The 13,248-nt window shown below is 64.0% G+C and carries 9 protein-coding genes; 4 read left to right on the top strand and 5 right to left on the bottom strand.

From position 1 onward, the window contains the following. Window positions 1-4: 4 nt before the first annotated feature. On the bottom strand, window positions 5-235 hold the full coding sequence (locus DS839_RS12445) for a hypothetical protein (protein WP_119270645.1): 231 nt from the start codon (window positions 233-235) through the stop codon (window positions 5-7). Between the two features lie 185 nt (window positions 236-420). Beyond that, window positions 421-1,170 carry a TerC family protein gene (locus tag DS839_RS12440; protein WP_119270644.1) on the bottom strand — a complete coding sequence of 250 codons (750 nt, stop codon included), beginning with the start codon at window positions 1,168-1,170 and terminating at the stop codon, window positions 421-423. Window positions 1,171-1,565: 395 nt separating this feature from the next. Here DS839_RS12440 and DS839_RS12435 point away from each other — a divergent pair, with 395 nt between their 5' ends. Continuing rightward, window positions 1,566-2,603, top strand: a complete 1,038-nt coding sequence (locus DS839_RS12435; RefSeq protein ID WP_119270643.1) for an aspartate-semialdehyde dehydrogenase — start codon at window positions 1,566-1,568, stop codon at window positions 2,601-2,603. 412 nt (window positions 2,604-3,015) lie between these two features. Continuing rightward, window positions 3,016-3,216 (top strand): hypothetical protein, encoded by a 201-nt coding sequence (locus DS839_RS12430; RefSeq protein WP_119270642.1) that lies wholly within the window; start codon window positions 3,016-3,018, stop codon window positions 3,214-3,216. Here DS839_RS12430 and DS839_RS12425 read toward each other — a convergent pair. Genes DS839_RS12425 through DS839_RS12415 form a run of 3 tightly spaced genes read right to left on the bottom strand, consistent with a single transcriptional unit; the run spans window position 3,209 to window position 5,700 of the window. Next, a complete protein-coding gene (locus DS839_RS12425) occupies window positions 3,209-4,153 on the bottom strand; it encodes a threonine/serine dehydratase (RefSeq protein ID WP_119270641.1) in 945 nt (314 codons plus the stop codon). The two genes, DS839_RS12430 and DS839_RS12425, sit on opposite strands and share 8 nt — an antisense overlap. Next, a complete protein-coding gene (locus DS839_RS12420; RefSeq protein WP_119270640.1) occupies window positions 4,146-4,859 on the bottom strand; it encodes a DUF429 domain-containing protein in 714 nt (237 codons plus the stop codon). The genes DS839_RS12425 and DS839_RS12420 overlap by 8 nt, the downstream gene beginning before the upstream one ends. After that, window positions 4,852-5,700 carry a PfkB family carbohydrate kinase gene (locus DS839_RS12415; RefSeq protein WP_119270639.1) on the bottom strand — a complete coding sequence of 283 codons (849 nt, stop codon included), beginning with the start codon at window positions 5,698-5,700 and terminating at the stop codon, window positions 4,852-4,854. Before DS839_RS12415 ends, DS839_RS12420 begins: the two co-directional genes overlap by 8 nt. A 204-nt stretch (window positions 5,701-5,904) precedes the next feature. On the opposite strand from DS839_RS12415, the gene DS839_RS12410 reads away from it, so the two are divergent. Both DS839_RS12410 and pbpC read left to right on the top strand, forming a co-directional pair. Continuing rightward, complete coding sequence (locus DS839_RS12410) at window positions 5,905-11,121, top strand: alpha-2-macroglobulin (RefSeq protein ID WP_119270638.1); 5,217 nt, start codon at window positions 5,905-5,907, stop codon at window positions 11,119-11,121. Window positions 11,122-11,123: 2 nt separating this feature from the next. Then, complete coding sequence (gene pbpC, locus DS839_RS12405; protein WP_119270637.1) at window positions 11,124-13,232, top strand: penicillin-binding protein 1C; 2,109 nt, start codon at window positions 11,124-11,126, stop codon at window positions 13,230-13,232. The last annotated feature ends 16 nt before the right edge of the window (window positions 13,233-13,248 follow it).

The following is a 13,248-nucleotide window of genomic DNA, read 5'->3' as shown; positions in this document are numbered from 1 at the left end:
TCAGCTATTTGGCGAGCCTTTTGTAGAGCGGGCCTAACTTGTCGAGGCTCGCCTGATATGCAGTCATGACGTGAGCGCGAGGTCGATCTTGCGCCCGCTTCTTAATCAGATCGGCAAGTGCCTCGTCAATGAGCACCTCAGGCGACCGTCCTTCCGCCTGGGCGATGGCCTGCAGCTTCGCCAAGGTTTCTGAATTCACCTGGACTACAAATTTTTCGTGGCCCTTGGTCGTCATGGCAGATCTCCGGTCCGACCTTCAGTTTATCATGATAATCGGGACTTTGTCCGATCCACAATCCTCACCCCTGAGGCGCCCACCGCAGGCGGCCTCGAAGGGTGGCAAGCGGCAAGACCGTTGTCCCTAGATCATGCTTCGAGGCTCGCTTCGCTCGCGCCTCAGCATGAGGGTAGTGCAGATGGCTAAGGCTGCTCGACATCCGTCTTCTCGATCTTGCTCAGGCGCCGGCGCTTCGATTTGGCCAGGATGTTGAGCGTCTCGACGCCGAGCGAGAAGGCGATGGCGAAGTAGATATATTCGCGCGGTATGTGCATGCCGAGGCCGTCGGCCACGAGCGCCACGCCGATGAGCAGAATGAAGGCGAGCGCCAGCATCTTCACCGTCGGGTGACGGGCGATGAAATCGCCGATCGGCTTCGCCGCCAGCATCATCACGCCAATGGCGATGACATTGGCCGCGACCATGACCGGCAGGAAGGTGGTCATGCCGACCGCGGTGATGATGGAATCGAGCGCGAAGACGAAGTCGATGACCATGATGAGCGCGATGACGCCGAAGAAATTGGCCGAATAGCCCGACTGCGGGCCTTCCTCGCCGCCCTCCATCTCCTCATGGATCTCGGCCGTGCCCTTATAGAGCAGGAACAGGCCGCCCAGGATCAGGATGATGTCGCGCCAGGAGAACTCGAAGCTGCCGACCGAGAAGACGGGATAGGTGAGCTTGGTGATCCATACCAGAAGCGCCAGCATGAGGATGCGCAGGCCGAGCGCCCCGAGCAGGCCGATTTTCTGGGCCACCGGGCGCTGGTGCGGTGGCAGCTTCTGGGAGGCGATCGAGAGGAAGACCAGGTTGTCGATGCCGAGCACGATTTCAAGGATGGTCAGGGTCAGAAGGCTCATCCAGCCTTCGACAGTGAACAGCCATTCGAACATCAGGTCCCCTTATGCTCCCAAAAAGCCTAAATAATTGGCGCGGGACCAAGGGTAAAGCCCCTTACCCTCGGGTCTCGCGCTTTTCGGGACATAGGATCGGGAAGGCCCCGCTTCAAGGCGGATTGACTTAAAGTCGCAATTTGTTAGAACCCTGCCGAACCTCGAACCACGGTCCCCGATGTCGATTAACATGAACATCATCGCCTGCCGCCCGCTCCCCGCGAGCGCGCTTGGCCGTGGCCTGGGTATGCTCAAAACGACGAAAACGACGAAAACCGTTTGAGCCTTCTCCCCCGGTCTCGTCTCCCGCGGGGGAGATGGCCGGAAACCAGCATGCGCCCCAGGCAGAACCTTAAAGTTCACGGGAGAGGGCGAGGGATAAAGGATTTAAATCAATGGGTTACAAAGTTGCAGTGGTCGGCGCGACCGGGAATGTCGGCCGGGAAATGCTCAATATCCTCGAGGAACGCCAGTTCCCGGTGGATGAGGTCTTCGCCTTGGCCTCGCGCCGGTCGATCGGCACCGAGGTCTCTTACGGCGACCGCACGCTCAAATGCCAGGATCTCGAGCAATTCGACTTCCGCGGCATCGACTTCGTGCTGATGTCGGCGGGCTCGGCCGTCTCCAAGGAATGGTCGCCCAGGATCGGCGCCCAAGGCCCGATGGTGATCGATAATTCCTCCTGCTGGCGCTATGACGCGGAAGTGCCGCTGGTCGTTCCGGAAGTGAACGCCCATGCGCTCGAAGAATATATGAGCCGCAAGGTGAGGCGGAACATCATCGCCAATCCGAACTGTTCGACCGCCCAGCTGGTGGTGGTGCTGAAGCCCTTGCATGATCTGGCCAAGATCAAGCGCGTCGTCGTCGCGACCTATCAGTCGGTGTCGGGCGCCGGCAAGGACGCCATGGACGAATTGTGGAACCAGACCAAGGGCGTGTTCGTCACCGATGCTCCCGAGCCCAAGAAGTTCACCAAGCAGATCGCCTTCAACGTCATCCCCCATATCGACGTCTTCATGGAAGACGGCTTCACCAAGGAAGAGTGGAAGATGACGGCCGAGACCAAGAAGATCCTCGATCCCAAGATCAAGCTCACCGCGACCTGCGTGCGTGTGCCGGTCTTCGTCGGCCATTCGGAAGCGGTCAATATCGAGTTCGAGCGGCCGATCACGGCGGAAGAAGCGCGCGAGACCTTGCGCGAGGCGCCAGGGGTCCTGGTCGTCGACAAGCGCGAGGACGGCGGCTATGTGACGCCGGTCGAATGCGTTGGGGATTTCGCCACTTTCGTGTCGCGCATCCGCGAGGACGGCACGATCGAGAACGGCCTCAATCTGTGGGTCGTGTCGGACAATCTGCGCAAAGGGGCAGCCCTCAACACGGTGCAGATCGCCGAAGCTCTGATCAATCGCGGCCTGCTCAAGAAGGCGGCGTGATCCCTGGCATGTGAAGCTTTCCTCTCTTCCGATCGGGAAGAGAGGAATTTCCTCTGTGGCAGGATTGTCACATCCTGTCAGCAATGGTGAATGAAAGCATGAGATTCCCCTGTTGCGGGCGGACGACTCGTGCTATCACGCACTTCCTTCAACACAACTCACGGAGATCGTCATGATGACAGTGCGCAAGGAGCTTCGAATCTGGTGATCTCCGGGCCCCGGGCTCGGATCCCGGTGTGGCCTTTCCAGCTTGTGTTTTCGTCAAAGTAAAGCCTGAAGACCATTTGACCGGGACGTGACGCTCGTTCCATGCGCGTGATGCGCATGCGCGGGCCCTCACGCATCAGCAAATTTTCAATTTTCATCCATCTTCACCGCGCACGGAAACCCGTGTTTTGCGAAAGGACAGACCATGTCTGCATTCCAGAAGTCCATGCCGTTCTTCAGACGTCCGGCCCGCAGCCTCATCGCCGCTCCCGCGGCAAGGCTGTTTTCCGGTCACAAGAAGGAAAGGCGCATCCCGCACGATCCGCGCGAGATCGAAAGATTCCGCATCGAACTCGAGCTGAAGCGTGCCAGCCTCGATCTCACCTACCGTTTCAAGGTCATGTAATCATGACCCTGGAAAAGGTCTCGGGATCGGTATTGGAGCCGCAGAGGATGACGCAGACGCGTTCATCCTTCTGCGGCCGGTATGCGCCAGAGAGAAGCGCAGCGAAGGCCGTGGCCCCGCCCGGTTCAGTTATGATCCGCGCATGGTCCCACAGCCAACGCTGCGCCATCCTGATCTCCTCGTCATCGACGAGCGCCACGCGCTCGATGAATTTTTGCGCCAGTGGGAACATCAGTTCGCCGGCGAAGCTCGCGCCGAGCGAATCGGCCGCGACCCCCGAAGGCTTGACCGTCACCCGCGCGCCCGCCGCGAGCGAGGCGTGAAGCGCGTTGCAGGTCTCGGGCTCGACGCCGATGATCCTGACATCGCCCCTGTACCAGCCGGCGATCCCGCCGATCAGGCCGCCGCCGCCCACCGCCACCAGAAGCGTATCGATATAAGGCAATTGTTGCTGGATCTCGCGCCCCAGCGTGCCCTGGCCGAGAAGGGTCGGCACCGCATCATAGGCATGGACCGACAAGGCGCCGCTCGCGGCGATGAAGCGGTTGCAGTTCTCGAGCGCGTCGTAATAGGTGGCGCCATCCTGCTCGATGACCGCGCCATAGCTCTTGATGCGCTGGACCTTCGCCGGCGCCGCGATGGCGGGCACGAAGATATGCGCCGGCACGCCGGCGACATGGGCGGCATAGGCCGCGGCGGCGCCATGATTGCCGCCCGAGGCCGCGGCGAGGCCCGCCTTGGGGATGTCGCGGCCGATGACGGTCGAGAAGGCGCCGCGCGCCTTGAAGGAGCCGGTATGCTGGAAAAGCTCGAGCTTGAGCGCGACCGGCGTTGCGATGCCGGACAGCATCACATCCATGACCGGGGTGCGCCGGACATAGGGCGCGATCTTTTCTGCCGTCGCCTCGATGGCGGCGCGGGTGATTGGATCAGGCATTGATTTCCATCCTCAGGCCGCGGGAATTGAGCGGCGGGTCTGCCGGGAAACGGATAGACCGCCCAGTGAGTATGCGCCATGCCACCAAGGTGCAAGCGCAGGCATCGAGGAGATCGTCAGGGCCGACATCGCGGCGGCGATAGTCATGGGCAAGGCCGTCGACCGGCACGCCATTCTTGTGCAGGAGCTCGCGCCTGAGATCGAGGCCCGGCGGATAGGGTTGGCCTTTCACCTTCTTGGGCAGGCTTAAGGGCGTCTCGTCATTCATCATCCAGAAGGCGAGCTCCGGATGCGATTCGAAGATGCGCGACTGGTCGGCAGGCGCCATGAGGGCATCGATCTCGCGCATCTTGGGAAACAGATGGAAGCACTGCTTGGATACTTTCTTGGGCGGATCGGAGTGGAGAAGGTTGACCGCGCAGGCTTGCGCGTAGTCGGCGCAATAGACCGCTTTCTCGGACGGTACGGCGAAGACGCTCGACTGGCGCTCGCCGAGCCTCGCCCGCACCTCGCGTTCGGGCGGCCTGCCTGAGCGCTCCGGCAGGCCGATCGGCATGTCGACCGCGATGATCCGGGCGGGCAGCGCCATGACGTCGGCGAAGCTCGGGCAAAGCTTAGAGGTCAGCTGCCCGGCCCCATCCCAGAGCGCGGCAATCCATCCGGCCGGACAGCCGTCTACGCCGGCGACAAGGCGGTGCTCAGCCATGGACGGCGGCGAAGGCCTCGATCGCTGCAATGTCTGAGAGACCCGAGGCGAGATCGAGGCTGAGCGTGCCGAGGCTTGCGGCGATGATATGCTCGGTCGCGGCGACGGCGAAGCCGAGGCTCTTGGCGAAGCTGTCGCCCTGCGCCAGCCGCCCGACAAGAAGGCCGCAGAGAAGGTCGCCGGTGCCATGGGGAACGGGTGCCAGCTTCGGCCGCGTGACGGTGAGCGTCGTGCCCTTCTCGAACAGCGCCGTGGTGAGGGCATCGCCGTGCGGAATGGAGGTCACCACCAGCGACTTGCCGGCGAGTGATCGGCTCGCGGCGCGCGCCGCATGGATATCGCCGATCTCCTTGCCGGTCAGCCAGCTGAGCTCGAAGGCATTGGGTGTCAGGCCGTCCGCCAGCGGCACCAGCCGGTCGCGAATGGCCGTGGCGATGGCTTCGGCGACATAGAGCCCGGTATGGCTATCGCCCAGGATGGGGTCGCATAAATAAAACGATTTCGGCAAGCGGGCGATGATCGGGGCTATGGCCTCAATCTGCTCTTCATTGGCGAAATAGCCGGTCACCACGACGACATCCGGGTCGAGGAGACCGAGTTCGATGAGACGCTCCAGCATCCGGGCGAGCGTCTCGGCCGGCACGGCAATGCCCGCCGGGCGCGCATGTCCCGGGTGATTGGACAGCATGATGGTCGAAAGCGCGACCGGCGTCACGCCCAAGGCCAGCAAGGTCGGATAGACCACCGAATTGCCGACCAGGCCGACAGCGACTTGCGATGAGATGGTGAGGACCTGCCGCGGGGCAGTAGGAATTCGCACTTTTTTATTCAAGTCTGGCATCGGCGGATTCCTCTAACACCCCAACGGGCACGGACAATAGACGGTACGTCAAAATTTTGCTCGATTGTCGGACGAAGGAAAGACACTTACCATGCCAGCCGGAGTTTTAGGCAAGGCCAGACGACGAACACCCGTATAAATGTCATGCAAGCCCGATAGGTGGCACAGCCCGTGTCACTCGACCCTATCCCGTGGGAGGACAGGATGAATCCAGTAGCAGCGCGTAGCATCGGCTTCAGCCTTCATATTTTCCGATTGTTGATCGCTTTGGCGCTGTTCGGGCTCTTAGCGGCGCCCACGCGCGCTGCCGCACCTTTTCCCATCGACAACTATGCCTATGCCGCCGACAACTACCGGGACACGATCGCCAAGATCGGCAAGACCCTCAAGAAGACGCTGCCTGAGCTCCAGCAGGAACTGGATGCGGCGACGGCCCAAGGCAACAACCGCAATGCCGCAGTGGTGGTTGAGCAGATGCTGGCGCTCAACCTCAGTGATCAGGCCAACTGGCAAAAGCTCGCCGATCTCCTGCTCACCGCCGAGCCCTTCAATTCCCAGGACGGCTATGAATTGCCCTACAAGGCGCTTGGCGCCTCGGTCAGGGCCTATCAGCTCGCCGGCACGAATGACCAAAAAGCCTCGGCGCTCAACGATATCGCTGAGGCGCTGGTCAAGCGTGAGGACTGGCGGCCGGCGCTCAATGCCTACCGCGCCAGCCTGGAGCTCATCGAGAATGCCGAGATCCGGCAGGCCTACGAGGAATTGCGCAAGACGCATGGCTTCCGCATCACCGACTACACGGTCGAAAGCGATGCCCCGCAGCCCCGCCTGTGCTTCCAGTTCTCCGACCCGCTCGCCAATTCGGTCAGCGATTTCGCCCCCTATTTCACGCAAGATCCAGGCCCCGTCTCGGCCGTGACGGTCGATGGCGCCAAGCTCTGCCTCGAAGGCCTGAAGCACGGCGCGCGCTACAAGGTCACCGTGCGCCAGGGACTGCCCTCGGCGGTGGACGAAAACCTGCTGCAGGACGCCCAATACGAGATCTATGTGCGCGACCGGACTCCCTCGGTGCAATTCGTCGGCAAGTCCTATGTGCTGCCGCGCTCGGGCCAGAGCGGCATCCCGCTGGTTTCGGTCAACGCCACCAAAGCGAAGCTAGAGCTCTATCGCATTGGCGACCGCAGCCTGCTGTCCGCGGTCATCGATTCGACCTTCCTCAACCAGGTCTATGATTTCCAGGCGGCCGAAATCGCCCGCAGCAAAGGCGAGAAGGTCTGGGAAGGCACGATGGATCTCCTCAGCACGCCCAATGAGGACGTGACCACCGCCTTTCCGGTGGACGAGGCCTTGGGCAAGATCGAGCCCGGCCTCTATGTGATGACGGCCGAGCCCGAGGACAGGGTGGCGGAAGGAGAGAGCCAGCTCGCCACGCAATGGTTCGTGGTCTCGGACCTCGGCCTGTCGACGCTGAGGAGCAAGGACGGCTTACATGTCTTCCTGCGCTCCATCGCTTCCGCCAGCCCGCTCGGCGATGTCACCGTCAGGCTCATCGCCCGTAATAATGAAATCCTCGGCAGCGCGAAGACGGATGCGGCGGGCGCCGCGTTCTTCGATTCCGGCCTCACCAAGGGCGAGGACGGGCTCGAGCCGGCGCTCGTGGTCGCCTCCGACGACAAGAACGATTATGCCTTTATCGACATCACACGGTCGGCCTTCGACTTCTCCGATCGCGGCGTCACCGGCCGCGACCCGCCGGGTCCGGCGGATGCCTTCGTCTATGTGGAGCGCGGCGTCTATCGCCGTGGCGAGACGGTTCACGCCGCCCTGTTGTTGCGCGACGGCAACGCCAACGGCCTAGCCAATGTGCCCGTCACGCTGGTGGTCCAGCGTCCCGATGGGGTCGAATATTCCCGCACCGTGCTGAACGACCAGGGCGCCGGCGGACGCATTCTCGATATCCCGCTGATCGCCTCGGCCGCCGGCGGCACCTGGCGCGTCCTCGCCTATACCGATCCCAAGGGGGCTTCGATCGGCGAGACCAGCTTCCTGGTCGAGGACTACATCCCCGATCGCATCGAGTTCGACCTGAAGGCCAATGGCACGCGCATCGACCGCAATATCGGTGCCAGCCTCACCGTCGATGGGCGCTATCTCTTCGGCGCGCCCGCCGCCAGGCTCGACGTCGAGGGCGATGTCTCCGTCTCCGTCGACAGCCAGCCTTTCGAGCAGTGGAAGGATTATGTCTTCGGCCTGTCGGATGAAAATGTCGATGCGGTGCAGAACACCATCGGTGATCTCGCCCAGACCGACGACAAGGGCCATGCCGACATCACCATGCCCCTGCCGCAGCTGCCGACGACGTCGCGTCCGCTCAAGGCGAATTTCACCATCCGCATGAAGGAATCAGGCGGGCGCGGTGTGGTGCGCACGGCATCGCTGCCGATCGCCGCGACCGGCAATATGCTGGGATTGAAGCAGGAAGGCGAAGCCGGCGAAGGCCAGCAGGCGGTCTTCAATGCCATCGCCATCGATCCGCAAGGCAATCGCGCGGCGGCGAAGGGCGCGACCTGGGTGCTCAAGCGGCTCTCGACCACCTATCAGTGGTACAAGACCAACAATCGCTGGAGCTACGAGGCCGTCACCACGGCCCGCAAGGTAACCGGCGGCACGGTCGATATCGCTGCCGACAAGCCGGCCTCGATCAGTGCGCCGGTGCAATGGGGCCAGTATCGTCTCGAAATCGCCAGCGACGGGCTGGCGCCGTCCTCCACCAGCTTCTATGCCGGCTATTACATCTCCGAAAATGCCAATACGCCGGACCTGCTGCCGGTCGCCCTCGACCAGACCTCGGTGAAAACGGGCGACACGCTCACCGTCAAGATCGATGCCCGCTTTGCCGGCAAGGCTTCGGTGCAAGTGGTCGGCGAGAAGCTGTTCGCTTCCGAGCTCATCGACGTGCCGGACAGCGGCACGACCGTTCCGGTCAAGGTCGGCAGCGATTGGGGCACCGGCGCCTATGTCGTCGTCACCCATTTCCGGCCGATGGACATCGCCGCCAAGCGCATGCCGACGCGGTCGATCGGCCTCGCCTGGTTCGGCATCGACCGCAACGAGCGCACGCTGAAAGTTTCGCTGACGCCGGCCAATGTGATGAAGCCGCGCCAGACCTTGAAGGTGCCGGTGAAGATCGACGGGCTCGCCGGCGAAAAGGCCTATGTCACCGTGGCGGCCGTCGATGTCGGCATTCTCAATCTCACCAACTACAAGTCGCCGGAGCCCGAGACCTATTATTACGGGCAGAAGCGTCTGTCGGCGGCGCTGCACGACATTTACGGCCAGCTGATCGACGGCATGGGCGGCAATCGCGGCCAGATCCGTTCCGGCGGCGATGGCGGCGCCGGCAATTTCCAGAGCCCGCCCCCCACACAGCCGCCGCTCGCTTTGTTTTCCGGCATCGTCGAGGTGGCGGCCGACGGCACGGCCGAGGTGCCCTTCGACATTCCGGCCTTCAACGGCACCATCCGCGTCATGGCGGTGGCGTGGACGCCGACCAAGGTCGGCCATGCTTCCGTCGATGTGATCGCGCGCGATCCGGTGGTGATCGCCGGCACCCTGCCGCGCTTCCTCGGCTCGGGCGACCAGTCGCGCTTGCGCCTCGATCTCCTCAATGCCGAGGCCGTCCCCGGCGACTATGCGCTCAGCGTCGATGTCGACGGCCCGATCGGCGTCGATCCGGCGCTTCTCCATCAGACCGTGAAGATCGGCGCGGTCGGCTCCCGTACGCCGGTCAACATCCCGATCACCGCGTCGGGCATCGGCACGGTGCGGTTCACGGCAACGCTCTCAGGGTTAGGCGATGCCGCGATCGACCAGAGTTTTACGCTCGCCGTCGAGCCGGCCAATCCACCGGTGACGCGCCGCATGGTGCATACGATCGAGCCCAATGGCGGCATCACGGTCAGCAAGGATCTGATCGCCGAGATGGTGGCGGGCACCGGCGCCGTGTCGCTTTCGGTCGGATCGTTGAGCGCGCTCGATGTTCCGAGCCTGATGCGCGATCTCGACCGCTATCCCTATGGCTGCTCCGAGCAGCTCGTGAGCCGGGCATTGCCGCTGCTCTATCTTTCGGAGCTCGGCGGTAATGATCTCGATCTCGACGGGTCGGTGAAAGACCGTCTCGCCGACACGGTGCAGCGGCTGCTGGCGCGCCAGGACACGAACGGCGCCTTCGGCCTGTGGAACTCCTACAGCGGAGATCTGTGGCTCTCCTCCTACGTGACCGATTTCCTGCTCAGGGCGCGCGAGAAGGGCTTTGCGGTGCCGGAAGACGCTCTCAACCAGGCGGTCGACTATCTGCGCAACCAGGTGGGCAACTCGCCTTATGTGCAGCAGGGCAAGGGCGAGGATGTCGCCTATGCTCTCTACACTTTGGCGCGCGCCGGACGGGCCCCTGCCGGTGATCTCAAATACTTCGCCGATACCAAGATCGATCAGTTCGGCACGGCGATGGCGCGGGCGCAGATCGCCGCCGCTCTCGGCATGCTCGGCGACAAGCCGCGCGCCAATGCGGCGTTCCAGTCGGCGGCCGATGTCCTGCAAAGCGAGGCCGATGGCACAATCCCCGCGGCCTGGGGCTATTACGGCTCGCCGCTGCGCGATGCCGCCGCCATCGTGGCGCTCGCCGAGAAGGGCAATGCCGCTCCGCCGGTGATCCAGGCGGCGCTGAAGGTGATCAGCGATGAGCGCGCCAAATCCCGCTACGCTTCCACCCAGGAGATGACCTGGATGGTGCTGGCGGCGCGCAGCATCGTCGAGCAGGCCCGCGCGGTCGAGCTCGATGTCGACGGTTCCGCCCATCAGGGCGCCTTCTACAAGGTCTATCAGGGGCCGGCCCTCGATGAGGCGCACAAGGTCAGCAATCTCGGCTCGACGCCGCTCCAGGCCGTGGTCGCGGTCTCGGGCGCGCCGCAAGTGCCCGAGCCTCCGTCTTCCAACGGCATGAGGCTCATGCGCATCTACTACACGCTCGACGGCAAGCCGGTCGATCCGGCACGGGTCGAGCAGAATACGCGTCTCGTGGTGGTGCTCACGGCCAGCCGCGACGGCAACGACCAGACCGGCAATTTCCTGCTGGTCGATCGCCTGCCGGCGGGCCTCGAGATCGAGAATCCGCAACTCGTCGCCACGGGCAGCACCGGCAGCCTGTCCTGGCTCACCGACCTCACCGATGTGACCTATACCGAGTTCCGCGACGATCGCTTCGTCGCGGCCTTCACGGATCAGAGCGCCAAGCTTGCCTATATCGTCCGCGCCGTGGCGCCGGGCCAATATGCACTGCCGGGCGCCACCGTGGAGGACATGTACCGGCCCGACCGCAATGCAACGCTCGCGACGACGACGATGAGCGTGATCGAGCGGTGAGCATGAAGAGATCCCGGCGCTTCCATATACTGTGCGCCGTGGTATTCACGACGATATTCGTCGTGAATGCGGGCGGCTTCGTGTTGTCGGAAGCGATGAAGCGCCTCGGACCGGCGCCCTTGGGCGATGATCTCCATTTTTCGCCGCTGGTGGTGGATCGCGATGGCCGGCTGTTGCGGCCGTTCACGACCGCCGGCGGCTATTGGCGACTGCCGGCATCGCCGCAAGACGTCGATCGGCGCTTCCTCTCCATGCTGATCGCCTATGAGGACAAGCGCTTCTATGCGCATCACGGCGTCGATCCGGTGGCGATGCTGCGCGCCGCCTGGCAGATCGTCCGCCATGGCCGCGTCGTCTCGGGCGGCTCGACCATCACCATGCAAGTTGCGCGCCTGCTGGAGCCCCGGCCTGAGCGCACGCTCGCCGCCAAGGCGGCCGAGATGATCCGCGCGGTGCAGATCGAAAACCGGCTGAGCAAGGACGAGATCCTCGCCCTCTATCTGGCGCTCGCACCCTATGGCGGCAATCTCGAAGGCACGCGTGCGGCCTCGCTCGCCTATTTCGGCAAGGAGCCGAAGCATCTTTCGACCGCCGAAGCGGCTTTGCTGGTGGCCTTGCCGCAGGCGCCGGAAACGCGCCGGCCCGACCGTTTCCCCCGCGCCGCGCGGGGCGCACGCGGCCGCGTGCTCGACCTCCTGATGCGCAAGGGCATCATCAATGCCGATCAGGTCAAGGCCGCCGAAGTCGAGCCGGCGCCCCAGGCGCGCAAGCTCTTCCCGATGTTCGCCGCGCATGTGGCCGAGCGCTTGGTCAAGCGGAATCGCGGACCGCACAGGAAGATCAATCTCGTCGAGGCCACGACGATCTCGCGACCCCTGCAGGAGCAGCTCGAAAACCTGGCCCGGGAACGGGCGGCAACGCTCGGCGGCGGGGTGTCCGTCGCCATCATCGCCGTCGACAACGCCACCGGTGAGGTCAGGGCGCATGTCGGCGGCGTCGGCTATTTCGACAAGGCGCGCGCCGGCCAGATCGATCTCGCCCAATCCCTGCGCTCGCCCGGCTCGACGCTGAAACCCTTCATCTATGGCCTCGCCTTCGAGGATGGGCTGGCGCATCCCGAGACGCTGGTCGACGATCGGCCCATCCGCTTCGGCATCTATCGGCCGGAAAATTTCGACGAGGCCTTTCAGGGAACCGTGACCATGCGCCGGGCGCTGCAGCAGTCGCTCAATGTGCCGGCGGTGATGCTGCTCAATGCCTTGGGGCCCAATCGCCTGATCGCGCGCATGAAGAATGCCGGCGCTGCGCCGCGATTGCCGCTCGACGCCGCACCCGGCCTGGCCGTCGGCCTGGGCGGAGCAGGGGTGAAGCTCACCGATCTCGCGACCCTCTATCTCGCTCTGGCGCGCGACGGCGAGGCGCTGCCGCTCGTCTGGCGCCCTCAGGACAGAAGCAGCGCTGCGCCGCCGCGCCGTCTGTTCGACAAGGCGGCGGCCTGGCAAGTGGCAGATGTGCTGATCGATGCGCCGCCGCCGCAGAATGCCCTTCCCGGCAAGATCGCCTACAAGACCGGCACGTCCTACGGCTATCGCGATGCCTGGGCGGTCGGCTTCGATGGCGCCAACACGATCGCCGTATGGGTCGGCCGGCCGGATAATGAGCCGGTCTCCGATCTCATCGGCCGCAGCGCCGCGGCCCCGATCCTCTTCGATGCCTTCACCCGGATAACGGAGAAGCGCACGCCCTTGCGGCCGGCGCCGGAAGGGGTCATCTTCGCCCGCACCTCCGATCTGCCGCCGGCTTTGCAACGCTTCCGCCCGCACGGCCTGCCGGAGAGCGCCGCTTCGGGGCCCGGCGATGCGCCGCTGGTGATCTCCTTCCCGCCCGATGAAGCCCGGATCGATTTATCGGGCGGCGACAGCGAGGCCGGACTCGCGCTCAAGGCCATGGGCGGCGCCCCGCCCTTCACCTGGTTCGCCGACGGCCTGCCGATCGTGATCGGCGAGCCGCGCCGCGAGACCGCGTGGGAAAAGCCGGGCAGGGGATTTGCGCGCCTGTCGGTCATCGACGCGCGCGGGCACACGGCGAGCGTGCAGGTGCGACTGGATTAGCTCGCGTACGAGCGCA

Source organism: Taklimakanibacter deserti (assembly GCA_003574785.1).
This window is presented reverse-complemented; position numbering and strand designations above follow the sequence as displayed.